The sequence below is a fragment of the Terrabacter sp. Root181 genome, from assembly GCF_001428505.1.
In the GTDB taxonomy this organism is placed as follows: domain Bacteria; phylum Actinomycetota; class Actinomycetes; order Actinomycetales; family Dermatophilaceae; genus Terrabacter.
In genome coordinates, this window is the sequence record NZ_LMHU01000001.1 from 1,149,991 (window position 1) to 1,173,533 (window position 23,543).

24 protein-coding genes are annotated in these 23,543 nt (G+C 72.5%); 7 read left to right on the top strand and 17 right to left on the bottom strand.

What is annotated here, in order from left to right; genetic code table 11:
- The 7 genes from ASD90_RS05380 to ASD90_RS23745 all read right to left on the bottom strand — a co-directional run bounded on the left by ASD90_RS05380 (position 1) and on the right by ASD90_RS23745 (position 6,947).
- Positions 1–549, bottom strand: coding sequence for a copper chaperone PCu(A)C (locus tag ASD90_RS05380; RefSeq protein WP_157622998.1), 549 nt, complete (start codon positions 547–549; stop codon positions 1–3).
- 120 nt (positions 550–669) lie between these two features.
- Positions 670–2,283 carry an LCP family protein gene (locus ASD90_RS05385; RefSeq protein WP_056752576.1) on the bottom strand — a complete coding sequence of 538 codons (1,614 nt, stop codon included), beginning with the start codon at positions 2,281–2,283 and terminating at the stop codon, positions 670–672.
- Between the two features lie 137 nt (positions 2,284–2,420).
- Positions 2,421–2,759 carry an ANTAR domain-containing protein gene (locus ASD90_RS05390; RefSeq protein WP_056752578.1) on the bottom strand — a complete coding sequence of 113 codons (339 nt, stop codon included), beginning with the start codon at positions 2,757–2,759 and terminating at the stop codon, positions 2,421–2,423.
- Between the two features lie 344 nt (positions 2,760–3,103).
- The gene (locus ASD90_RS05395; protein ID WP_056752581.1) at positions 3,104–3,847 is read right to left on the bottom strand and encodes a response regulator transcription factor; all 744 of its coding nucleotides are present in this window, start codon (positions 3,845–3,847) and stop codon (positions 3,104–3,106) included.
- Positions 3,823–5,568, bottom strand: a complete 1,746-nt coding sequence (locus tag ASD90_RS05400) for a GAF domain-containing protein (protein WP_162260176.1) — start codon at positions 5,566–5,568, stop codon at positions 3,823–3,825. Before ASD90_RS05400 ends, ASD90_RS05395 begins: the two co-directional genes overlap by 25 nt.
- Positions 5,569–5,767: 199 nt before the next feature.
- Positions 5,768–6,310, bottom strand: a complete 543-nt coding sequence (locus ASD90_RS05405; protein ID WP_056752585.1) for a pyridoxamine 5'-phosphate oxidase family protein — start codon at positions 6,308–6,310, stop codon at positions 5,768–5,770.
- Between the two features lies 1 nt (position 6,311).
- Positions 6,312–6,947, bottom strand: a complete 636-nt coding sequence (locus ASD90_RS23745; protein WP_056752588.1) for a hypothetical protein — start codon at positions 6,945–6,947, stop codon at positions 6,312–6,314.
- 181 nt (positions 6,948–7,128) lie between these two features.
- Between ASD90_RS23745 and ASD90_RS23750 the strand changes: the two genes are divergently transcribed.
- Positions 7,129–7,656 (top strand): universal stress protein, encoded by a 528-nt coding sequence (locus tag ASD90_RS23750; protein ID WP_162260177.1) that lies wholly within the window; start codon positions 7,129–7,131, stop codon positions 7,654–7,656.
- Here ASD90_RS23750 and ASD90_RS05420 read toward each other — a convergent pair.
- From ASD90_RS05420 to ASD90_RS05440, 5 genes are all read right to left on the bottom strand, one after another.
- On the bottom strand, positions 7,631–8,566 hold the full coding sequence (locus tag ASD90_RS05420; RefSeq protein WP_235506395.1) for a glycosyltransferase family 2 protein: 936 nt from the start codon (positions 8,564–8,566) through the stop codon (positions 7,631–7,633). The genes ASD90_RS23750 and ASD90_RS05420 overlap by 26 nt on opposite strands.
- Before the next feature lie 17 nt (positions 8,567–8,583).
- Complete coding sequence (locus ASD90_RS05425) at positions 8,584–9,621, bottom strand: glycosyltransferase (RefSeq protein WP_056752593.1); 1,038 nt, start codon at positions 9,619–9,621, stop codon at positions 8,584–8,586.
- Entirely contained in the window at positions 9,618–10,700 is a 1,083-nt protein-coding gene (locus ASD90_RS05430) for a glycosyltransferase (protein WP_056752596.1), read from the bottom strand. The genes ASD90_RS05425 and ASD90_RS05430 overlap by 4 nt, the downstream gene beginning before the upstream one ends.
- Positions 10,688–11,782, bottom strand: a complete 1,095-nt coding sequence (locus tag ASD90_RS05435; protein ID WP_082588496.1) for a glycosyltransferase — start codon at positions 11,780–11,782, stop codon at positions 10,688–10,690. Before ASD90_RS05435 ends, ASD90_RS05430 begins: the two co-directional genes overlap by 13 nt.
- 189 nt (positions 11,783–11,971) lie before the next feature.
- Positions 11,972–13,354, bottom strand: a complete 1,383-nt coding sequence (locus ASD90_RS05440) for a sodium:proton antiporter (RefSeq protein WP_056752599.1) — start codon at positions 13,352–13,354, stop codon at positions 11,972–11,974.
- A 397-nt stretch (positions 13,355–13,751) separates the two neighbouring features.
- Between ASD90_RS05440 and ASD90_RS05445 the strand changes: the two genes are divergently transcribed.
- Entirely contained in the window at positions 13,752–14,525 is a 774-nt protein-coding gene (locus ASD90_RS05445; protein ID WP_235506396.1) for an ANTAR domain-containing protein, read from the top strand.
- Between the two features lie 20 nt (positions 14,526–14,545).
- Here the strand turns inward: ASD90_RS05445 and ASD90_RS05450 are convergent, their stop codons facing one another.
- Positions 14,546–15,385 carry a sigma-70 family RNA polymerase sigma factor gene (locus ASD90_RS05450; RefSeq protein WP_082588497.1) on the bottom strand — a complete coding sequence of 280 codons (840 nt, stop codon included), beginning with the start codon at positions 15,383–15,385 and terminating at the stop codon, positions 14,546–14,548.
- Positions 15,386–15,661: 276 nt separating this feature from the next.
- Here ASD90_RS05450 and ASD90_RS05455 point away from each other — a divergent pair, with 276 nt between their 5' ends.
- The 3 genes from ASD90_RS05455 to ASD90_RS05465 all read left to right on the top strand — a co-directional run bounded on the left by ASD90_RS05455 (position 15,662) and on the right by ASD90_RS05465 (position 17,720).
- Positions 15,662–15,973 (top strand): hypothetical protein, encoded by a 312-nt coding sequence (locus tag ASD90_RS05455; RefSeq protein WP_200958535.1) that lies wholly within the window; start codon positions 15,662–15,664, stop codon positions 15,971–15,973.
- 81 nt (positions 15,974–16,054) lie between these two features.
- Positions 16,055–16,753, top strand: a complete 699-nt coding sequence (locus ASD90_RS05460; protein ID WP_056752611.1) for a DUF6766 family protein — start codon at positions 16,055–16,057, stop codon at positions 16,751–16,753.
- A 94-nt stretch (positions 16,754–16,847) separates the two neighbouring features.
- Positions 16,848–17,720, top strand: a complete 873-nt coding sequence (locus ASD90_RS05465; RefSeq protein ID WP_056754494.1) for an SDR family oxidoreductase — start codon at positions 16,848–16,850, stop codon at positions 17,718–17,720.
- A gap of 10 nt (positions 17,721–17,730) precedes the next feature.
- On the opposite strand, the gene ASD90_RS05470 is transcribed toward ASD90_RS05465, so the two are convergent.
- Positions 17,731–18,102: a hypothetical protein gene (locus ASD90_RS05470; RefSeq protein ID WP_056752613.1), complete on the bottom strand. Its 372-nt coding sequence runs from the start codon at positions 18,100–18,102 to the stop codon at positions 17,731–17,733.
- Between the two features lie 57 nt (positions 18,103–18,159).
- Positions 18,160–19,341 (bottom strand): zinc-dependent alcohol dehydrogenase, encoded by a 1,182-nt coding sequence (locus ASD90_RS05475; RefSeq protein ID WP_056752617.1) that lies wholly within the window; start codon positions 19,339–19,341, stop codon positions 18,160–18,162.
- Positions 19,342–19,417: 76 nt separating this feature from the next.
- Here ASD90_RS05475 and ASD90_RS05480 point away from each other — a divergent pair, with 76 nt between their 5' ends.
- The gene (locus tag ASD90_RS05480; RefSeq protein ID WP_056752619.1) at positions 19,418–20,371 is read left to right on the top strand and encodes an SDR family oxidoreductase; all 954 of its coding nucleotides are present in this window, start codon (positions 19,418–19,420) and stop codon (positions 20,369–20,371) included.
- 71 nt (positions 20,372–20,442) lie between these two features.
- Complete coding sequence (locus ASD90_RS05485; RefSeq protein WP_056752622.1) at positions 20,443–20,712, top strand: Rho termination factor N-terminal domain-containing protein; 270 nt, start codon at positions 20,443–20,445, stop codon at positions 20,710–20,712.
- An 18-nt stretch (positions 20,713–20,730) separates the two neighbouring features.
- Here ASD90_RS05485 and ASD90_RS05490 read toward each other — a convergent pair whose 3' ends face one another.
- Positions 20,731–22,413 (bottom strand): alpha-amylase family protein, encoded by a 1,683-nt coding sequence (locus ASD90_RS05490; protein ID WP_056752624.1) that lies wholly within the window; start codon positions 22,411–22,413, stop codon positions 20,731–20,733.
- The gene (locus ASD90_RS05495; protein ID WP_056752627.1) at positions 22,410–23,423 is read right to left on the bottom strand and encodes a TIGR03885 family FMN-dependent LLM class oxidoreductase; all 1,014 of its coding nucleotides are present in this window, start codon (positions 23,421–23,423) and stop codon (positions 22,410–22,412) included. Before ASD90_RS05495 ends, ASD90_RS05490 begins: the two co-directional genes overlap by 4 nt.
- Positions 23,424–23,543: the final 120 nt, after the last annotated feature.

A 23,543-nucleotide genomic window follows, 5' to 3' on the forward strand; every position in this document is an offset into this window, starting at 1 on the left:
TCAGCTGGTGGCCGGCGCGACGGGCGAGACCGGGGAGACGGTCGGCAGGCCGAAGCCGTCGACGAAGACGTTGACCGTCACGCTGCCGGCCTTCTCGAAGCGGAAGCTCACAGGCAGGAGCCGACCCGCCCGTACGTCGAGCTTGAGGTCGACCATCTCGAGGTGCAGACCGCCGGGGTACTGCAGGGACACGACGCCGTTGCCCGGGACGTCGACCTGCACGGGGGCCTCGGGGCCGTCGGTGCCCTGGCGCATGACGACCTGACGCGCGTACACCGAGCTCACGCCCACGAGCCGGTCGGCGGCGTCGCCGTCGTTGGCGAGCGTCGTGAACAGGCCGGTGTTGGACCCGCCGAGCAGCTTGCGGTCCTCGGGCGCGTCGATGCGCGTCGCGAGGAGCCGGATGCGGCCGACCTCGGCGTTGACGCTGGTGCCGCGAGCCGGGTTGGTGATGCGCGCCTGCACGGGGTCCGGCTGCGAGGTGCACGCGGCGAGCGGGACGACGCTGACCGACAGGAGGGCGACGACGACGATCGGGCTGGTCCTCATGGTCGTCAGGCTAGGAGCGGTGAAGCCCCGGGCGATTCCCCCGTCGAGGGTGATCATGCCCGGCCGGACAGGGTCGGGCGGGTCAGCCCGTGCGGGGCGCGAGAGCGCGCACGACGGCCCTCAGCACTGGGCGTACGGCGTCGTCGTCGGGCTCGCCGTCGCGGGAGTGCGCGGGGTCCGGGTCGCCGTGCCCGTGCCGTCGCTGGATCGGGGCGTCGTCGACGTCGGCGTCGGCGTCTTCGCCGGCTTCGGTGCGGCGATCCCCTTCCTGACGAGAGCGCGGATCTTCGCGTAGTCGGGGTCCCACGGCGTGATGCCGTCGTCGAGGGTCAGGGTCACGCTGTTGACCTTGGCCTTCTGCGCCCGCTCGACGAGGTCGACGAAGGCGGGGAGGCTCTGGGCCGGGATGTCGGTGTAGATGTTGTCGCGGGCGATCCGGGCCAGCTGCGGGTACTGCCCCACCATCTTCGCCGGGTTGACCTGCTCGACGATCGCCTGGACGACGCATCGCTGCCGGGCCTGCCGGAAGGTGTCGTTGTCGGCGGCGCGGGAGCGCGCGTACCAGAGCGAACGCCACCCGTCGAGGTGCTGGCGCCCGGGGGTGAAGTACGCCTTGACGTCGACGATGCGCTGGTCGGCCGTCACGTGGCCGCCGATCGGCAGGGGCCCCCCGGTGCCGGCGTTCTTGACGTTGATGTCGAGCCCGCCCATGGCGTCGATGAGGAGGGAGAAGCCCTTGAGGTCGATGACGACGACGTGGTCGATCGTGAGCCCGACGATCTGCTGGACGGCGCCGCGGATCTCCTCCCGGCCCGGCACGACGCCTTGGGGATACGCGCCCGGGTGGTCGACGGCATACGCCTCCGCCTCGTTGTAGAGGTTGGTGAGCATGCACTGGCCGGTCACGCCGGGCTCGTTCTGGGCGCAGGATCGCTCGGGGGAGCCGAAGCGGCCGGACGGGTAGCGGGCGAGGAGGGGGCTGCCGGGGGCGAGCGGCGCCTTGAGCAGGTTGCGGGGCATCGAGATGAGCGTCGTGCGCCCGGAGCGGGTGTCGATGCTCGCGACGATCATCGAGTCCGTGCGGGTGCCGACGCGGTCGGAGCCCGCGTCGGAGCCGAGCAGCAGGAGGTTGACCCGGGCCTGCTCAGCCCACGGGTCGTCGCCCTCGACGACCTTCGCGCCGACGCCGGGTCGCGCCGGTGGCGCCGAGAAGACGACCTCGACGGTGTCCTGGGTGATGAGGGCGTAGTCCGCCGCCGTCCAGGCCCCGCCGCCGACCACGAGCACCATGAGGGTCGTGAAGGCTGCGAGCAGGCGGGTACGGGCCCGGTCGAGCGTGCCGGGTCGGGCCTGGACGGCGGTGAGGACGATCGACGCGCACCAGACGAGTCCCCACAGCGCGATGACGATCACGGCGCCGCGGAGCAGACCGGGTCGCGCGACGACCATGAGCGCGGCGCTCGTGGCGCCCTGGGTGAGCAGGGCGTACGCGCCGACGGCGAGGGCGGCCAGGGTGACGCCGAGGATGGTCCAGCCGACCCAGCGGCTCCGGGTCTGCGTCAGACCCGCACCCGGCAGGAGGGTGCCGAGCGCCGTGAGGCCGAGTGAGCGGCGGAAGCCCGATCCCAGCTCACGGCGCACCTGGCTGCGGAGCTGCCCGTCCTGTGGGGCGGGTGACGGGTCCGGCGCGGCCTGCGGTCGCGGCTCCTGTGCGGCGGCGCCGTCCGGCTGCATCGTGCTCCTCCCGGCCTGGCGTCGTGCGCAGGTCACCGAGCGCCATCATGCCGCTCCGGAGCCTCCAGCAGAAGCACCGTGTGCCGGAGCGTGGCTGGAGGGTGGCCGGAGCATGGCCGGAGCGCACTTCGCGCGGGTCAGCCTCGGCTGATCGACCCGGTCTCGACGACCTCCAGGGCGAGCAGGTGCAGCTTGACGTTGCGGGCCATGCTGGCTCGGCGGAGGTCGTCGAACGCCTCCTCGCGGGTGAGGCGGCGCAGCGCCATGAGGATGCCGATGGCGGCGCCGATGTCACGGCTGTGGGCGAGGGCGGCCTCGAGCTGGAGGGCTCGGGACTCGGCGGCGTCGAGCCGCTCGAGGGCCTCGAGGAGGTAGGTCTCGACGGGTGTCAGGTGGTCATCGGTGTCGTCGGCCGCTCCGAAGACCGTGTCGACCCCGTCTCTGGGCGAGGTGCCCGCCACGACGTGTGGCTCCATGCGAAAACTCCTACTGGTACCCCGCCGGCGGCCTTTGCTCGACCGCGAATGGCGCCTGACCAGCCTAGGGGACACGCCCGACCCGTGGTGCCGAGCGGGCTGCGCGACCGGGCCGATCGGGGCGGCCCCTCTCGGTCCGCCGCGACTGAGGATGACCTGGCTGGGTACACGTCACCTGGCGGCATCGTCGCCCTTCAACCAGTCAGGGGCGGCGGTGGCGTCGCTCTCGGGTCGAGGTGCCGGGCAGACAGCGAGACGGCACCCGCTCGGGGGATCGGGTGCCGCCTCACCCACACCATCGCGGCCCACGCCCTTCCGTTACAGCCGCCGGCCGGCGTATGCCGTCACGGGCGTTCGCCACGCTCCGCCGGCTCCGCGCCGTGCTGGGCGCCGTACACCGCGGCCTGGGTGCGCCGCGCGAAGCCGAGCTTGGCGAGCAGGCCCGACACGTAGTTCTTGACGGTCTTCTCGGCGAGGTGCAGGCGCTCGCCGATCTGGCGGTTGGTCAGCCCCTCGGCGATGAGGGTGAGGATCTCCTGCTCCCGGTCGGTCAGGGTGTCGGTGCGCGAACCCGGCCGGGCCGGGCCACCCCGTCCCGGCGCGTGCGTGCCCGTGCCGTTCGCCGGGCCGTCGCCCTGGGGTCGGCGGATCCGCTCGAGGAGGCGCTCGACGAGTGCAGGGTCGATGAGCGAGTGACCGGCCGCGACGTGCGCCACCGCCTCGGTCAGCGAGGTGCCGCGGATCTGCTTGAGCAGGTATCCCGAGGCGCCCGCCATGACGGCGGCGAAGAGGGCGTCGTCGTCGTCGTAGGAGGTGAGGATGAGACAGCGGGTGCCGGGGCTGGTCACCTGCACGTCGCGGCACACGTCGATGCCGCTCCCGTCGGGCAGGCGCGCGTCGAGCAGCGCCACCTGCGGGGCGAGCGTGGGGATGCGACGCAGGGCCTCGGCGGCGGTGCCGGCCTCTCCGACGACCCGGAACCCGTCGTGCGACTCGAGCAGGTCGACGAGGCCGCGTCGCACGATCTCGTGGTCGTCGAGCAGGAACACGGTGATCGGGGTCGTCACGGGCTCAGCAGGGCGGTCCATGTCAGTACCGTCTCCCTCTCGTCGGTCGTGAGCGTGCAGTCCCCTCCGCGGTGGCGGGCACGGCTCGTGAGGTTGGCGAGGCCGCGGTGCCGGCGCTCGAGCGGTCGGTCGGCCCGGTCGGCCCGGTCGGCCCGGTCGGTGCTCCCGGTGCTCCCTGTGCTCCCGGTGCTGCCGGACGGGCCGCCGTCGTGGCCCCGCGTGGCGGGGCCGTCGTCGGTCACCTCGACCGTGACCTCCTCGGCCGTGACGGCGACGCGGACGTTGACCGCCGTGCAGCGGGCGTGCTTGACGACGTTGGTCAGGGCCTCGCGGAGCACCGCCGTGACGTCGTGGAGCAGGACCGGGTCGATGACGGTGGCGACGGGGCCCTCGAGCCGCAGGGTCGGCTCGACGCCGACGCCCGCGGTGGCGGCGGACACGACCTCGAGCAGCACGGCGCGTGCGTCGGGCGACGACGGCGGCTCCTGGAGCTCGAAGATCGACGCGCGGATCGTCCGGATCGTCTCGTCGAGATCCTCGACGGCACGGCCGAGGGTCCCGCGCACCGCGGTGTCGGCCGCGCGCTCGCTGGCCGCCTGGAGCGTCAGCGCCGTGGCGAAGATGCGCTGGATGACGTGGTCGTGGAGGTCGCGGGCGATCCGGTGGCGGTCCTCGAGCACGGCGACGCGCTCCTCGTCCGCGCGGCCGTCCGCGAGCTCGAGCGCGAGGGCCGCGTGGGTCGCGAGCTGCTCGGCCATCTCGACGTCCGCGGGCGTGAAGGGACGGCTCCCCGCCCGTCGGGCGACGACGACGGCGCCGCGCACGCCCGCCTCGCCGACGAGGGGGCACGCCATGGCCGGTCCGCCCGAGCCGTCCTCGGCGACCGAGGCGAGAGTCGGGTCGGCCGGCCCCGGCGTCTCGGCGAGTACCGCCCGCCGCTCGCGCATCGCCGTGCCGGCCAGGGACGGGCCCGAGCGGTAGGACGTCCCGACGAGGTCGTTCGCGCCCAGGCCGCGCGCGACCTCGACGACGAGCCGGACGGCATACGCGAGCGGTCCGTCGGTGCCGGCGGGGACGACGGCACCGTGCTCGGGGAAGTCGAGGGTGACGACGTCGGCGTCGGCGAGGCGCAGCACCGCGTCGGCGATGCGGACGAGCACGTCGTCCCCCAGGCCGGGCCGCAGCAGGTCGCGGCTGATCTCGGCCGAGGCGCGCAGCCACTCCTGCCGTCGCCGGGACTCCTCGTAGAGGCGGGCGTTCTCGATGGCCACGCCGGCACTGGCCGCCAGGGCGACGACGAGGTCCTCGTCGTCGGAGGTGAAGTCCGAGCCGTCGAGTCGATCGGCGAAGTAGAGGTTGCCGAAGACCTCGCCGCGCGAGCGCACCGGGACGCCGAGGAAGCCGTGCATGGGCGGGTGTCCGGCAGGGAAGCCGACGGATCGCGGGTCGTCCGAGATGGCGTGCAACCGGATCGGCTCGGGCTCCTCGATGACCGCGCCCAGCACCCCCCGACCGGTGGGCAGGTGGCCGATCCGCTCGACCACGTCGGGATCCATGCCCGAGTGGATGAACTGCTCGAGCCGGCCGTCGACGCCGATGACCCCGAGCGCGGCGTAGCGGGCGCCCGCGACCGTCCGGGCGGCCTCCACGATGCGCCTCAGCACCGCGGGCAGGGCGAGCTCGGAGACGACGGAGCGGTTGGCGGCGAGCAGACCACGGAGGCGGTCCTCCGCCGAGCCCACCGACCCCACCACCGACCCCACCGGGTGCGAACCGGAGGGACTGGGCGAGGACGACCGTCGCTCGACCATCAACGTGCCGTCCGCGCCGGGCCAGCGGGTGGCCGCACCCGTCGACCGGTGGTGCGCGTCGCCGTCATCACCCAAGGCTAGGCCCGCGCGGTCCGGCCGGTGGGTCGTTGGGGCAGGTCGCGAGCGGTGCTCAGCGGGCACTGCGTCGCGCGGCGGGCGGGACCCGCTGCGACCCGAAGGAGCGGCCGGTGATCCGCTCGACGCTGATGCCGATGAAGACGTTGCGCACGCCTCCGGCCCAAGGCTCGGCGCCCTCGACGGTCCACAGGTGCGTCAGCAGGGCGGGCGACGCGACGGCCTGCGCGCGACCGCGGGCGATGACGCTCCACCCCGTGTGCGCGGTGTCGTCGAGGTCGTCCACCTCGAAGACGACCTGGGTCGGGCGCACGAGCTCGGAGAGCACCCCGAAGGGCGACGTGCGGAAGACGATGAGGTCGGCCGCGCACGCGTAGCTGATCGGGAAGATCTGCGGTCCGTGGCCCGCGTTCCACCCGATCCGGCCGACGTCGCGGGACTCGAGGAGGGCCTGGGACTCGGCGGGCGTCAGGTCGGCGTAGTTGATCCGCCGGCTCGACCGCTGCCCGTGCGGCTGCTCGGCGCGGTCGCTGCCGGGCGACCGGCGGGTGCCGTCGGTGCCCTCGCCTGTTGGGTGCTGTCCGGACGTCGTCGTCATGTCAGGTCCTCGAGGTCGGGCCGGCCGAGGCCAGGTACTGCGGGCGGTGGATGCGGGAGGTGTCACGCCCGACCGGGCGGCCCAGCTCGACGGCGCTGACGTGCCTCGGCTCGGGCGTCACGGCGCGCAGCATGGCGCGACACCGGTCGAGCTCGGCCCGGACCCGGGCCAGCTCGGTGCGCAGCTCGAGGAAGTGGGCGAGGTGGTCGCCGACGCTCCGGGCCCACGCGTCGACCGCGCGCCAGTCGGCGCACCAGGTCATCGGGATCGTCGACCGGCCGTCCTCCGGCCCGACCGCGGTCCCGCCGTCGGGCGGCTCGGTCGGCCGGATGGGCACCGAGGGTCTCCCGCTCCAGTGGCTGACGTGCAGGTGGTCGACGGAGACGACGAGCTCGAAGCCGTCCGTCGACGTGATGGCCACGCAGGGGCGACACGTGACCCGGTGCCCGGCATGGGCGAGCTCGTCGGCGATCGCGGCGGCGATGGCCTCGTCGATGCCGGCGGTCGTCGCCGCGAAGGAGGAGTCCGGCCCGGCCGTCGCGTCGGTGCCCGCACCGGACGGGCTCTCGCCGGTGACCTGGGGGACGGTGTCAGGCGGTGGCGGTGGGGTGGAGTACGTGATGAGGACGGTGCACATGGTGCTCTCCCTGGTCGACGCCGTCGGGCGCGGCGCTGCCTCGATCGTGCACGTGACGGGCCGCCCGGTGCCACGGCCGAAGGTCGCCGGGTGTCGGGACCAAGGTCCCGGAACGGACAGGACCGACGCACCTGTCGCGCGCCCGTGTCCGGGGCGCACGCTGGGCACAGAGGTGAGCACCATGGACGAGACGACACGGCCCGAGCCCAGTCCGGCGACCTCCGAGGCGCCCAGTGCGGCGGCACGGGCCGACGGGGCGTCGGGCGTCGACGCGGCTCGGCAGATGGGCAGGATCGTCGTGGGCGTGGACGGCTCGAAGCAGAGCCGGAACGCGCTGCGCTGGGCCTGTGCCGATGCACGCGCCAAGGGCTCCGTGGTCGTCGCGGTTGCCGTGTGGCACCTCTACCCGCTGGCGCCGCCCGAGCGTGTCGGTGCGTCGCCGTGGTGGTTCACGGCCGACCCCGAGGAGGCCACCCGAGCCTTCCTCGGGGAGGTCGTGGACGAGGTGACCGACGACTTCCCGGACGTCGTCGTCGAGCAGAAGGTGCTCTCGGGCCACGCGGCCGAGCAGCTGATCGGCCTGTCCGCGGTGGCGGACGCCGTCGTCCTGGGAGCGACCGGGAGCGGCGGGTTCGCCGGGATGGCCCTCGGTTCGACGAGCCGGGCCGTCGTCGAGCACGCCCTCAGCACGGTCGTCCTGGCCCGCTGACCTGCCACTGGCCGTCGGGCGCTCGCCGGGCGAGCCCCAGCGCGGCGAACGCGTCGAGCCAGCCCTCCATCGGCCACCAGCCCCATCGCTGCGCGAAGCGGTTGGCGTTGGCGACGACGTCGTGCACGTGCTGCACGGGCGGCGACGTCGTGGGGTGGTGCTGGTGGTGCGCTCTGGCGCCCCCGACCCAGAGGAGGCTCCCACCTGCGGCACCGAGGCGCTGGCCGAAGTCGGTGTCCTCGCCGCCGTAGCCGACGTAGGCCTCGTCGAAGCCCCCGACCGCCTCCCACGAACGCACGGTCAGGGCGAACGAGAGGGACCAGAAGAGGCGCAGGTCGTCGGCGGGCCGCACCTCGTCCGTCGCCAGGACCGGCCGACCCGGGTGCGGTGCAGCCAGGGCCGCCAGGTCGAGGTCGCGGTAGTCGTGTCCGGCCGGCGGGGGAGGGAGATAGGCCACCTCGCCCGACAGGACGAGCGGCGTCCCGCCCTGCTCGGGAGTCCGCCTGCGCTCGTCGTCCAGCACGGCGGCATACCGCTCGACGAGCCCGGGCGAGGGGATGCAGTCGACGTCGAGGAGCACGACGTGCTCGGCACCGGCGCGGGCGGCGACGTCGACGCCGAGGTTGCGCGCAGCCGCCAGGGGCAGGTGTCCCTCCCGTCTCGGCAGACGCGGGACGCGTACCTCCCAGGCCCCGGCCTGGGCCGTGGCCAGCGCCGCGACGTCGGGGTCGTCCATCGCGACGACCACGTGGGTGTCGGGCGGTCGGGTCTGCTGCCGCAGGCCCCACAGCTGGCGCTCGAGGTGGGCGTGGCGCCCGTGCACGATCGTCACGACGGCCACGTCGGGGCGCCGCTCGTCCCGCGATGCCTCCGCCGATGCCGTGGCCCGGGCGCCGGGCGGACGGCTCACGAAGCCGCCCGGACGGATCACGAGGCCGTCCGGACGTCGTGGACCACCCGGCCGTGCTCGTCGGCGAGCTCGTCGAGCCTCGCTGCGGCCGCGGCCGCCCCGTGACTGGTCGACCACCGGCGCCAGCCCTCCCCGCCACGGCCGAGGGCCCGCTCGAGCAGACCGGGCCACGCCGACGCGAGTGGCCAGGTCGGGACGCCGACCGCGACACCGAGCCGGTCGACGGCGGCAGCCGTGGCCACCTGCTCGTCGAACGGGCGCGGCTGGGCCACGACGACGGCGGGGCGTCGGGCCGCGGCGACCTCGGCGACCGCGTTCTGGCCACCGTGCGTGACGACGACGTCCGCGGATGCGAGCTCGGACCAGAGGTCGGGTGACGGCGACCCCGGGCCGCGCTCGACCCACTCCCAGCCGGGTGTGGCGGCCCGGGCCGCGGCAACCTCGGCAGCCGACGTGGACCGCCCGCCCCCGCCCCAGAGGACCAGGACGCGTCGCGTCGCGGGCCCGACGGACGGGCGCCGGCTCGGGGGGACCCGGCCGTCGAAGCGCGAGATGCCGCCGACCGCCCACAGCTTGGCGCGCCGGTCCGGGTGCCAAGCTGTGGCGTGGGCCGCTTCCGGCCAGGGGGCGAGCAGGGCGTCGGCGAGGTCGTAGGCCAGGGCGTGGGGGCGGTCGGTGCGCTCTCCCGGCATCGCGACCACGACGACCGGCACCCCGCAGAGCCGGAGGAGCGCCGTGACCTCGACGGACACGTCGACGACGACGAGCGACGGGCGCGTCCGGGCGACCCATGCGGTCAGGGCAGCCACCCGACCCGCCAGCCCGAGGTCGTGCCGCGGCACCCAGTGCAGCACGCCACCCGCCGTGGGGTCGGCCCCGGTGACCTCTGCCGCCGGCATCCGGTCGTCACGGTCGAGGTGCAGCCAGTCCGAGGCCCACCCCTCGGGTGCGGGCAGCGAGCTGATCCCGGTGACCGGCGCCCGCAGGTGCTCTGCGATCGCCTGCAGACGCGTGAGGTGGCCGAGTCCCTGGTGATGGACGTAGTAGCCGATCATGCCGCGCCCGACAGCGCGGGGAGTGACTTGTAGACGGCGAGGTAGCTCTCGACCATGCGGTCGATCGAGCAGGCCGAGACGGCGTGCGACCGACAGGCCCCGCGGTCGAGGTCGACCGCGGCGGACACGGCCTCGGCGGCCGCCGCGTCGTCACGGTCGCGGTGGAGCAGCACCCCGACCCCGGGAACGACGAACTCGCGGAGCCCGCCGCGGTCGAGGGCCACGACGGGGGTGCCGCAGGCGAGGGACTCCGCGGCGACGAGGCCGTACGGCTCGTCCCACTCCGGCGTCACGAGCATCGCCGCGCTCGAGCCGACGAGGGCGACGAGGGCGTCGGTGTCGAGGTGGCCGACGTAGTCGACGTCGTCGCCCAGCTCACCCGCGACGTGCCGGGCGAAGTAGCCCGCGTCGCCGACCGGCCCGGCGATGCGCAGCCGACGGCCGGCCGCCCGCGCCATGGCGATGGCCCGGTGCGGGGCCTTCTCCGGCACGAGGCGGCCCACCCACACGAGGTCGTCACCGCCGGGTCCGGGGACCCACCGGTCGACGTCGACCCCGTTGTGCACGACGTGAGCCGGGGTGACGTGGGCCCACGATCTCGCGGTGTGCTCGCTGACGGCGACGAAGTGGCTGTGGCGCAAGGGGTTCCGCGATCGGGAGCTGATTTCGATGGCGGGTTCGAGCCACGGCGTGGGCGGGGTGTGAAGGGTGGTCAGCACGGGCGACGGCAGTGAGTCGGCCATCGCGACCGGGAGGTGGTGGAGGCTGTTGTTGTGCACCACCGCGACGTCGGGGCGTCGCTGGAGCGCCAGCATGACCTGCAGGTACGCGTGGTGCTCGCGCAGCCACACTTCGGGGACCATCGACGTGTCGCTCCGGGCCGTGTCGCTGAGCCGCAGGGGTGCGACGTCGAGCTCGGTCGCTCCGAGCCCCGGGTCGCTGCCCGGCCCGGCGAAGAACGACACGTCGACACCTCGAGCCCGCAGCCCCCGGACGAGGTGCCAGGTGAGCGACTCCAGTCCACCCGCGAACGGCTCCGCGATCGGGTGCTTGGCCGCCGCGAGGATCACGATGCGCACGCCACACCCCGCTTCGCTGCGGTGGCCAGCACGGCGGCATACACCTGCTCGTGCGCGCGCGAGACCTCGTGGCGCTCGCGTCTGCGCTCCTCCGGCCGGGCCCGCCACGACGGACGGTCGCGGTAGGCGCGAACGAGGGTGTCGCGCAGCGGCGGTGCACCGCTGTCGAAGCCGGAACCGGGTGCGCCGTAGAGCAGACACGGGCGCTGGTCGGCGTAGTGGCCGCAGTCGGGTGCCACGACGGTGGTCCCGAGATCGTGGCAGGCCTCGAGCCAGCCCGAGTGCGTGCCGAACCGGTACGGCAGCACCGACACGTCGAGAGACTGGAGGTAGTCCCAGAGCTCGTCGTCGCTGAAGTAGTCGTGCACGTGCAGCTCGACGTGGTCCGCGGCGGCGAGCTCGCGGAGCCGGGGCTCGAGGTCGGTGGCGTGTCGGGGGTGGCCGGGTGTCATGACGTCGGTGTGCGCATCGACGCGGAGCCGGGCGCCCGGGAGGTCGGGAAGCGTGGCGACGATCTCCTCGATGACCGGTAGGGGGTCCATGCCCGCGCGGAGGCTCTTGGCGTGGACGCCGATCACGAAGCCGGAGTGGGGGACCCGCGGCCGGGAGATGAGCGGCTCGTCGACGACGTGCGGATGGGGGACGACGCGGGCCTCGCGGCCCCACCGCTCGGCGATCTCCGCCGCAGCCCCGGGGGTGAGGGTCAGCACGGCGTCCGCCGCCTCGACGAGGACCCCTAGCTGCGCGTCGTGCAGGTCCCGCTCGTGGTGGTGCGGGTTGCGCAGGTCGTGCACCGTGAGCACGAGGGGTCGGCCGTGGCGCCGCAGGCTCGACACGACCTGCGAGAGGTCGTCGGGAGCCACGGCATCGAAGCCGAAGTGGACGTGCATGACGTCGAACTCACCCGCGTGCGCGTCGACCCAGCCGGGCTCGAGCATGCGCGGAGGCCACCACTGCGCGTCGGGCACGTCGGCACGCGGACGAGGGTCCGGCAGCCTCGTCACCGTCGTGTCGCCGTCGGGAGGGGCGAGGTGGCGGACGTAGACGTGGCCTGCGGGGACGGATGCGATGACGGGGCTCAAACCGGGTGCCTCTCGGTGCACGCCGCCCGACGCACCGATGGAGGGGGCGCCGGCGCGGGTTCGGGGGGCCGCTGGTCTGGAGCCTCCACCCGTCCCATACCCGGGTGGCGGCCGGGCCACACCGTTCCGGCGGATCCCGCGAGGTATGCGAGGTTTCGCCGGACCCGGGGGCGTGGGGGGGGTATGCCGTCAGGCGGGCCGGGCAACCCCGCCGCGCTCGCGACGGCGCTCGAGGTAGCGCATCACGGGCGTGGCGAGCGTGCCGTGCACCATGACCGACAGCAGGATGGTGAACGCGATCGTCGACCACAGCCACCGCTCGTCCGCGAAGGCGTGCTCGCCCGCGGCGAAGGCGAGGTAGTAGAGCGAGCCGATGCCGCGCACCCCGAAGAACGCGGTCGCGAGGGTCTCGCGCCGGCCGAGGCCACCCGGGAGGTCGGCGGGACGCGCGCGCAGTCGCAGGCTCGCCCAGCCGGAGAGCGGGCGCACCACGAAGACGAGGGCGACCGCGATGAGGACACCGCGCCAGTCGAGCTCACCGAGCACACCCTTGGTCATCGCCATGCCGAGCATGAGCAGGATGATGAGGGTCAGCAGCCGCTCGAGGCGCTGCACGACCTCGTGCATCGTCCGGTGGTAACGGTGGTTGCGCTCGGCCGCACGCAGGGTCATGCCGCACGCGAAGACCGAGAGGAAGCCGTAGCCACCGACGAGCTGGCTCAGGCCGTAGGTCATGACGAGGGCGGCGAGAGCGAGGAGGGGCTCGCCCTGCTCGGCGAGGCGCAGCGAGCGGCGCGGCGACCGGAACGCGACCTTGGCCAGGCCCCAGCCGACGGCGACGCCGACGAGGACGCCGATGACGACCTTGCCGACGAGGTCCCATGCCAGCCAGTGCAGGCCCCACGACGAGACGCTGCCGGCCGAGGCGAGCAGGATGGCTGCGGTGACGAACGGGAAGGCCAGTCCGTCGTTGAGGCCTGCCTCGGAGGTGAGCGCGAAACGGACGTCGTCCTTCTCGTCGACGGGCTCGCCGAGTGCCTCCTCGTTGTCGTCCACCCCGTCGCCGGTCGAGTCACCCGGGTCGTCCGAGGTCTCGACGGCGTTCTCGCCGTCGACGCGCGGCCCCTCGACCTGGACGTCGCTCGCGAGCACCGGGTCGGTCGGGGCGAGTGCGGCGCCGAGCAGCAGCGCGGCGGCCGGGGCGACCCCGAGGCCCCAGCCGAGCAGTGCCACCGACGCGATCGTCAGGGGCATCGCGATGGCGAGCAGACGCCACGTCGGGGACCACGACGCCCACGACGAGCGGCTGCGCCAGTCGAAGGAGCGGTCGATAGCGAGGCCGACGCCCATCAGCGCGACGAGGATGGTGAACTCGGTGACCCGCTCCACCTGGGGCCGGATCACCACGGGGTCGAGGCGCATCCCCTCGGGCAGGGGCAGCAGGCCGATGCCCATGCCGAGGACGAGCAGCACCATCGCGGCCGACACGGCATACCGGTCGAGGACAGCCGGGAGCACGGCCGCGAGCAACATCGCCAGACCGGCGATGAGGTAGATCAGGTTGATCGACATGACGACATGCGGGGTTTGCTCCTCGGGGTGGGCCTCATGATGACCTACCCGCCACGGTGGCCCGCCGATCGCCGGGGGCCGACGATCGGGCGCGGCGAGACCCGGCGAGACCCGGCGAGACCCGGCGAGACCCGGCGAGACCCGGCGAGACCCGGCGAGACCCGGCGAGACCCGGCGAGACCCGGCGAGACCCGGACGTTCTCGTCCACGCCACCCGGCTCCTGCGGCCTGCCGGCTCCTTTTTCGGCCGGCAGACCTGCGCAGCAGACGCCCCGGGACGCATGGCACGCTGTGTCCATTGCACCGCCGGCGGTGCACACGTGCAACCCGAGCATCGCCGGTCCGTGATTCCTCGCCACACGGTGCATCGGGGGCTACGGTCGACGGAGAAGGAAGCGTGGTGGAAGCCTTGGGCGTGGACGAGCCGGCACCGGGTGACGATGCACTCCGCGACGTCGCCGAGACGTTCGCGACGCTCGGGTCGGACCTCGGCTCCATGGGTCCCGACGACACCCTCGACGCGCTCGCCCGGGCTGCCGTCGAGCGCGTGCCGGGCGCGAGGTGGGCGAGCGTCACGAGCTACGAGCACGACCGTTTCCGCACCGTGGCCGCCACCGACGACATCGCCCGTCGGGCCGACGCGATCCAGTACGCCGTCGGCTCCGGGCCGTGCCTCGATGCCATCGTCGACGACACGCTCTACCGCCCACGCGACCTGCGGTACGACGACCGGTGGCCCGAGTACGGCGAGCGGGTGTCGAGAGAGCTCGGCATGCGCAGCATGCTGTCCTACCGGCTCGGCCACGACATCGGCGACCGCGTCGACGGCCTCAACATCTACTCCGACGAGGTGGCCGCCTTCGGAGAACGGTCCGAGCTCGTCGGGCTGATGCTGGCGACGCACGGCGCACTGGCCGTCGCGCTGACGGCCAACCAGGAGCGGGTCGAGAACCTCCAGAAAGCCCTGCTGTCCAACCGCGAGATCGGCGTGGCCATGGGCGTGCTCATGACCCGGCACCGCGTCACGCGCGACCAGGCGTTCGGGCTGCTCCGGATGGCGAGCCAGAACTCCAACCGCAAGCTGCACGAGGTGGCCCTGCAGGTGGCCGACACCGGGGCGCTGCCGCCGATCGCCGGTGACCGTCCGCGGCGCGAGCCCGCCGCGGAATGAGACGGCTCGGGCTCAGCCCCTCACGAGGCGGTGCTCATCTCGTCGGTGACGTCAGGCGGCTCGTGCGAGTCGGGATCGTGCTCGGTGAGCTGGTCGTGGAGGCGCACCGTGATGCGGCGCAGGGTCCGTGACACCTGCATCTGGCTGACGCCGCGCGCCTCGCCGATCTCGCGCTGGGTCATGCCCTCGACGTAGCGCATGAGGAGCAGCTCGCGCTCGTCGTCGTCGAGCTCGGTCAGGGCCTCGGCGAGGCACACGCGGTCGTCCGCACCGGCGAGACCATCGTCGTCCGCCGCGAGAAACGCCGCGAGGCCCGGCCGATCCTCGTCGGAGGGGCTGCAGTCGAGCGACAGCGGGCGGAAGCCAGTGGCTGCTGTGGCCACCTCGCGGACCTCCTCGACGGTCGCCCCGACCGCCTCGGCCAGCTCGGCGTCCGTGGGCGTGGCGCCGAGCTCCTGCTCGAGTCGGGAACGCACGGACTGCAGGTTGGCGCGCAGCTCCTGCAGACGCCGGGGCGGCCGCACGACCCACCCGCGGTCACGGAACCACCGCTTGAGCTCGCCGGAGATCGTGGGCACCGCGTAGGCGGCGAAGGACGGGGCGTGGCCCGGCTCATAGCGACGGACGGCCTTGACGAGGGCCAGCCGGGCGACCTGGACGAGGTCCTCGTGCTCGACACCGCGTCCGTCGTAGCGGCCGGCCATGGAGGCGCAGAGGTCGAGATAGAGGTGCACGATCTGCTCCACGACCTGCTCCGACTCCTCCGGTGTGTCGGTGGCCGCGAGACGGCGGAAGAGCTCGGACGTCTCCACGTCGCGCTCGGCGAACGACATCCGGGGGTGCTGAGGGCGCTGCGACATGACTCATCTCCGGGGTGCGGTGACGGAGTCGGCGCTGTGATTGGACCGCTCAGACCTTTCGACAGTGCCACGCGAGCACGGTTTTCGCAACCGTCGGGATGCCGTCGGATGCGGCCACTGAGTTCGCTTGTGTCCACTGGGAACCGCTCGTGTTTGGTTGGCGCAGGGGTCGGGTACGCCGACCATGTGCGCGTCACGTGTCCCGCCCTTGTCGCCGTCGTCGCCGGCCTCTCCCTGACGGCCTGCTCAACCGCCGACGAGCCGGAGGTGACGGCGGTGACACAGCGATTCCTCGGCCTGGCCGGGTCGGACCCGGCGGCAGCGTGCACACTGCTCGCCCCGCGCACCGTGGAGCGGCTGGCAGACGATGCGGGAGACTGCGCCGCAGGCCTGCGGGACGCTCGTCTGCGTGCTCCTGACAGCATCCGGACCGTCACCGTCGCCATCGACTCCGCCCAGGTGGTCCTGTCGGGCCAGGTGGTCTTTCTGGCGAGATTCGACACCGGCTGGCTGGTGACGGCCGCGGGATGCACACGCGCGTCGTCCGACGACGCCGTGCCGTACCGCTGTCCCGTCGAGGGAGACTGACGTGAAGGTGATGTTCCTCCTCTACTGCGTCGTCATCGCCACAGGCTTCGTGCTGGCCTTTGCCGTCGGGGTGATGGGTCGATGAGCACCGGGCACCGCGGCGGCGTGAAGGCCGCGTGGCAGCACAACAGCCTGACCATCGTCTTCGGTGTGCTTCTGCTGGTCTTCGTCGTCGGCCAAGCCATCTCTGGACTGGCCGAGTACGACGAGACTGCGAGAACCATTGGGCTGCAACAGATCTCGATGCTCCGTTACGTGACGTCGTCGTCCTTTGCCGTGGATCTGCTCGAGAACTGGCAGTCGGAGTACCTCCAGTTCACCCTCTACATCCTGCTGACGATCTGGCTCGTCCAGAGGGGTTCGTCGGAGTCGAAGAAGCCGGGTGACGAGGGGCGCGGCTCCGACGAGGAGCAGCTCGTCGGTCGGTTTGCGCGGCCCGACTCACCGAGGTGGGCCCAGCGGGGCGGATGGCGCCGCTCGGTCTACTCCCACTCGCTCCTGCTGGTCATGGGCGTCGTCTTCGTGCTGTCGTGGTGCGCCCAGGCCGTGACCGGGCGGGTGGCCGAGAACCAGCAGCGGATGCGCGATCTGCGCGACCCGATCGGTCTCGGGGACTACGTCGCGGGTCCGGACTTCTGGTCGCGGACCCTTCAGAACTGGCAGTCCGAGATGCTGGCCATCGGCTCGATGGCCGTCTTCGCGATCTACCTGCGTGAGCGCGGCTCCCCTGAGTCCAAGCCGGTGGGAATGCCGCACGACGTGACGACCTCAGACGACTGACCGCGTCACCCTGCCCGCGACGGGTAGGGGGAGGGCGTACCGCTCCCCACTGGAAGGACCGACCGTGTCCAAGATCGCCGACCGCGCCGAGAGCATGGTGCGCCATGACGACGAGGGTGGATTCCCCGCCCAGCAGCAGGAGCCGCCCGGGCTGACGAGCGAGATGCGTCCCGTGCCCGACCACGGCGAGGAGACCTACGTCGGGCACGGCAGGCTCGAGGGCAAGCGAGCGCTCGTCACCGGTGGCGACTCCGGGATCGGACGCGCGGTCGCCATCGCCTACGCCCGCGAGGGTGCCGACGTCGCGATCAGCTATCTGCCGGGGGAGCAGTCCGACGCCGAGGACACGCTCGGGTGGATCGAGAAGGCAGGCCGCACCGGCGTGCTCGTGCCCGGTGACCTCGTCGAGCGCGAGGCCTGCATGCGCGCCGTCGCCGACGCGGTGCGCGGGCTCGGTGGCCTCGACATCCTCGTCAACAACGCCGGCTACCACTGGGACCGCGGCCCCGAGGGGCTCGTGGGTCTCCAGCCGGAGCACGTCGAGCGTGTGCTGCGCACCAACCTGCACGCCGTGATCTGGCTGTGCCAGGCGGCACTGCCGCATTTGCAGCCCGGCTCGGCGATCATCAACACGACCTCGATCCAGGCCTACGACCCGTCGCCGGCCCTGCTCGACTACGCGGCGACCAAGGCAGCGCTCAACAACCTCACCGTCAATCTCGCGGCGTCATTGGGCCCCAAGGGGATCCGCGTGAACGCCGTGGCACCGGGACCGATCTGGACGCCCCTGCAGCCCGCAACACGTGACAGCAAGAAGATCGAGACGTTCGGGGCGGACACCCCGCTGGGCCGCGCCGGCCAGCCGGGCGAGGTCGCGCCGGCATACGTCTTCCTGGCGTCCCCGGCGGACGCGAGCTACGTGTCGGGCACCGTCCTCGGTGTCACCGGCGGTGGCGCGGTCTTCTGAGGTCGGTCGGTCAGTCGTCGCGCTCCCACGGCGCGTCCTCGCCCATCTTGGCGTAGTACTTCTCGAGGTGGCTGCGCACGCGGCCGCGGTCCTGGTCGGGCAGGTCGACTCCGCCCCGCGACCCCTGCATGACGGCGGCCGCGGCCATCACCCCTCGCGGGACGGCGCGTAGCCGACCGTCGACGACGTCGGCCACGAGCAGCTTGTATGCCGTGAAGTTCGTCGTGTTGTCGGCGTCGTACCAGACATGGGCGTCGCGGTACTTCTCGTTGGGCTCGTCCGTGGCGCCGGCCCACTCGCGCACCCGCTTCTCGGCTGCGTCGCCGTCCCACGCCCGGTCACGGTCGGCGAGGGGCAGGTCCTGGAAGCTCGTCACGCTCATCGGTGGTCTCCTTGCTGTGCGGTGCTGGTCCCGGCTGCTGGATGGTGAGGCGGCCTCTCAGGGCCGCAGGACGACCTTGAGGCACGCGTCCTGTTTCTCCTGGAAGATCCGGTAGAGGTCAGGGGCGTCCTCGAGGCTTCCGTGGTGCGTCGCGAGATCCTCGAGGCCGAGCACGTCGTCGTCGGTCCGGACGATGTCGAGCAGCTCGTCGCTCCACCGGCGCACGTGGCACTGGCCCATGCGGATGGTGAGGCCCTTGTCGAAGAGCTCCATCATCGGCATGGGGTCGACCGCGCCGCCGTAGACGCCGCTGATCGAGAGCGTGCCGCCGCGGCGCACGGCCGACACCGCGGTATGGAGTGCGGCGAGCCGGTCGATCCCAAAACGTTCGACGGCACCCCGGGCCATGGGCTTCGGGAGACGGCTGGCCGCGCCGATGACCTTCTCCGACATCGGGTTTCCGTGAGCCTCCATGCCGACGGCATCGATGACCGCGTCGGGTCCCCGGCCGTCCGTGAGCTCGAGCAGGGCCTGGGTGACGTCAGTGTCCGAGGCGTCCACGACCTCGGCGCCCCAGGCTCGGGCCTTCTCGACCCGATCCGCCACGAGGTCCACGCCGATGACCCGACCGACGCCACGGTGCAGCGCCGACCGGACCGCGAGCTGTCCGACGGGACCCAGGCCGAGGACGGCAAGGGTGTCGTTGCCGTTGACGTCGGCATACTCCACGGCCTGCCAGGCGGTGGGCAGGATGTCAGAGAGGTAGAGGAAGCGCTCGTCGGGCATCTCGTCGGGGATGACGATGGGTCCGAAGTCGGCGTGGGGGACGCGGACGTACTCCGCCTGGCCGCCGGGCACCGAGCCGTAGAGGCTGGTGTAGCCGAAGAGACTGGCGCCCTTACCGGCGTCGGTGTTCTGCGTCGTCTCGCACTGCGCGAAGAGGCCTCGCTGGCACATCCAGCACCGGCCGCACGAGATGTTGAACGGCACGACGACGCGGTCACCGACCGCGAGCGTGGCCACGTCCGGACCGATCTCCTCGACGATCCCCATGAACTCGTGCCCGAGGACGTCTCCCGGTTGCAGGTACGGTGCGAGCACCCGGTAGAGGTGCAGGTCGGAGCCGCAGATGGCCGTCGACGTGACACGCACGACGGCGTCGGTGGTGTGAGCGATGACGGGGTCGGGTACGTCGGTCACACGAACGTCCTCGATGCCGTGCCAGGTCAGTGCCTTCATGACGCGGTCCTACCCATGCGCGCCCGTGGGAAAACCCAGGGGTGGACAGGTGTCGGGGTGGAGGCGAGGAGCGAACATGTGCCCGAACCAAGAGATCGTCCCCGAGCGACCCGTGGCCCTCGTTCTCGGCGCGTCCCGAGGCCTCGGTCTCCTCATCGCCGAGCAGCTCTTGAGACGTGGCCACCTGGTCGTCGTCGCGGCCCGGGACGTGGCGGAGGTCGAGGCTGCGGCGAGAGCACTGGAGGCCTTCGGGCCGGTCCGCGCCGAGCGCTGCGACGTCCGTGACCGCCACGAGGTGGGTGACCTCGTCGGTCGCGTCGAGCACTCCATCGGCCCCATCGAGGTCCTCGTCACCGTGGCCGGCATCATCCAGACGGCTCCCGCCGAGTCACTGGTCCTGCACGAGTTCGAGGACGCCATCGAGACCATGGCCTGGGGCCCCATCCATGCGGCCATGACGGTGCTGCCGCACATGCGTCGCCGGGGGCACGGGCGGATCGGGACGGTGACGTCGGTCGGCGGCATGGTCTCTCCGCCGCACCTGCTGCCGTACGCGACGGCGAAGTTCGCCGCCGTCGGCTTCTCGGACGGCCTCGCATCGGCCCTGAGCGGTAGCGGCGTCACGGCCACGACGATCGTCCCCGGTCTGATGCGGACCGGGGGACACCTGCACGCGAGTTTCGGCGGCGATCCCGCCGCTGAGTACGCGTGGTTCGCCCCCGCCGCCTCGCTCCCGCTGCTCTCGATCGACGCCGACCGAGCCGCTCGGCGCATCGTGGACGCGGTGCTGGCCGGTAGGCCGATGGTCGTGCTGACGCCGTTGGCGTGGGTCGGGATCCGGGTGCGGGGCCTCGCGCCGGCGACGACGACGCGCGTGATGGGGCTCATGGGCCGTCTGCTGCCGAGCGCGCCGTTACGCGCTGGGGCGCACACCGTCGACGGCGCCGAGGCACGACGGAGGCTCGGGTCGCCCGTCGTCGACCGCTTCGCGACACTGGGCGACCGAGCCGCCAGACGCAACAACGGCTGAGTGCAACCTGACGTGTCGAGCGCGAGGTGAGTGGGTAGGCGCACGGTGCAGGTCTGGACCAAGGAGGCACCATGGCACGCAGGACACCCGGACCATCGGTCAAGGACAAGCATCTCTACGAGTCGCTGCGCGACGACGGGGCGAGCAAGGAGAAGGCTGCTCGCGTCTCCAACGCGGCTGCCGCGAGCTCTCGCTCCGCCGTGAGCCGCAAGGGCGGCCGGGCGGGCGACTACGAGGACATGACGAAGGACCAGCTGATGAAGCGCGCCCGCGAGGTGGGCATCGAGGGCCGGTCGAGCATGAACAAGTCACAGCTCATCTCCGCCCTGCGCCACCACTGAGGCGCCCAGGGCAGAACCTCAGAGGAGAGGGTCCTCGCCGTCGCGTACGACGAGCAGCCAGCGGAAGCCGTAGGCCTCGAGGTCGATCTCGACCCGCCCCGATGCCGAGACGTCGAGGTCGGGCCGGTCCCCGAGCACGTCGACGAGCCGCGCGCCCGCCGGGAGACCCGGCACCGTGAGCGGCACGACGGCTCCCTCCTCCCCGAGGTTGTGCACGGCGAGCATGGCCCAGTCGTCGCAGCGGCTGACGTGCGCCAGGACCGACGGCACGGGGTGGTCGAGCACCTCGACCGTCGCCCACCCGCTCTCGGGCAGCTGCCGGTAGCGACGGGCCAGACTGCGCACGAACCACCACAGCGAGCCCGGGTCCCGTCGCTGGTCGGAGACGTTGACGTGCTCCGGTCCCCAGACCCCGTCGGGCATGGGCCGGGTGAGGCGGCGCGGGGTGGCGGTCGAGAAGCCGCCGCTCGGTGCGGAGGTCCACTGCATGGGGGTGCGCACCGCGAGCCGCCCCGGCACGTCGAGGTTCTCGCCCATGCCGATCTCCTCGCCGTAGAAGAGCACCGGGGTGCCGGGCAGCGAGAACATCAGGGAGTACGCGAGCCGCACCCTCCGCTCGTCACCGCTGACCATGGGCGGGAGGCGGCGTCGCAGACCTCGGTCGTAGAGCTGCATGTCGGGGTCGGGCCCGAAGGCGTCGAAGACCTCGTGCCGCTCCTTCTTGGTGAGCTTGTCGAGGGTCAGCTCGTCGTGGTTGCGCACGAAGCTCGCCCACTGGCTCGTGATGTCGAGCGGGGGCCTCTCGCGCAGCGCAGCGGCGAGCGGGCCGGCGTCGCCGCGAGCCAGGGAGAGGTAGAAGCGCTGCATCCCGATGAAGTCGAACTGCATGTTGAGCCCGTCCCCGTCGTCGCCGCCGAAGAACCGGCGCTGCTCCGGGTAGGGCAGGTTGACCTCGCCGAGGAGCACGGCGTCGCCCACCCGGCGGGTCACGAAGGACCGGACGTCACCGAGGTAGCGGTCGGGGTTGAAGGCATCCGCGTCGTCGACGCCGGGCACCCCGTCGCGGGCGAAGAGGAACGGCACGGCATCCACCCGGAACCCGGACACCCCGAGCTCGAGCCAGAAGCCGAGCGTCCGTGAGATCTCCTCCTGGACAGCCGGATTCGCGACGTTGAGGTCGGGCTGGTGCTTGTAGAAGTGGTGGAGGTAGTAGTCGCCCGTCTTCTCGTCCCGCTCCCAGATGCTGTCCTCCTGGTCCGGGAAGACGACGTCCTTGGGGCTCGACCGCGGCTTCGTGCGGCTCCACACGTAGTAGTCGCGGTACGGGTCCTCGCGGCTGCGCCGCGCGGACTTGAACCACGGGTGCTGGTCGGACGTGTGGTTCATGACGAAGTCGACGACGACCCGGATGCCGTGGTCCCGGGCGGTGCGCACGAGCTCGACGAAGTCGCCCAGGGTGCCGAGGCGTGGGTCGACGCCGAAGAAGTCGGTGATGTCGTAGCCGTCGTCCTTGCGGGCCGTCGGGTAGAACGGCATGAGCCACAGGCACGTCACGCCGAGGTCGGCGAGGTACTCGATGCGGTCGGTCATCCCGCGCAGGTCGCCCACGCCGTCACCGTCGGAGTCCTGGAACGTCTCGATGTCGGCGCAGTAGAGGACCGCGTTCTTCCACCACACGTCGCCCGTGTCGCTCATCCTCATGAGGCCACCTCCCGTGCGCCCTGCGGCGCGTCGCCCTGTGCCACCGGACTCGTCGGAGACAGCCGCGGCAGCACGGTGGTGCCGAAGGCGTCGATGAAGGGGGCCTGGTGCCGGCCGACGAAGTGGACGTAGAGCTCGTCCCAGCCCATGTCGACGTAGTCCTGGAGCCACTGGGCGTGGCGCCCGAGGTCGGACGAGACGAGCACGGCCTCGCGGACCTGCTCGGGCGAGACCTTCTCGCCGATGAGGTCGAAGGCCTCGACGGTCTCGGTGTCCCACGCGACCGGCGGCCCGATCACGTTGCTGCGCCACTGGTCGTGGGCGACGTGCAGGGCCTCGTCCTCCGTGGGCGCCCAGCTGACGTGCACCTGCAGGCGTGCGGGACCCTTGCCGCCGGCGTCGCGATAGGCGCCCAGCACGCGACGCAGGGTGTCGGGCGGCTGGTTCACGGTGATGAGGCCGTCGGCCCAGCCGGCGTGACGCGCGGCCGTCTCGGCGGTCACCGCCGGCCCGACGAGGTCGGGCACCGGGTCCGCCAGCGTCCAGAGCCGCGCTCGGTTGACCGAGACGAGGCCGTCGTGGCTGACCTCCTCTCCGGAGAGAAGGCGTCGGATGACGTCGACGCACTCGAGGAGGCGGGCGTCACGGACCTCCTTGCGCGGCCACACCTCCCCGGTCACTCGCTCGTTCGAGGCCTCGCCCGACCCCAGGGCAGCCCAGAAGCGTCCGGGGAACATCTGCCCGAGCGTCGCGATGGCCTGTGCCGTGACGGCAGGGTGGTAGCGCTGCCCCGGAGCCGTGACGACGCCGAAGGGCAGGGACGTGGTCGCCAGGGCCGCGCCCAGCCAGCTCCACGCGTACCCGGACTCGCCCTGCCGGCTGCTCCACGGCGAGATGTGGTCGGACGACATGGCAGCCGTGAAGCCGGCGTCCTGCGCCGCGCGGACGTCCTGGAGGAGCTGGGCGGGGTCGATCTGCTCGTGCGAGCAGTGGAAGCCGATGACGGTCATGCCTCCCCACGCAACCGCACCGGAGGGTGCGCCGTCAACGCCCAGCGGTCCGGCACGCTTGCGGTTGTTGGGATCTCGGTTGAATGGGTATGACGCATGACCCTGTCCGTCCATCCGCAC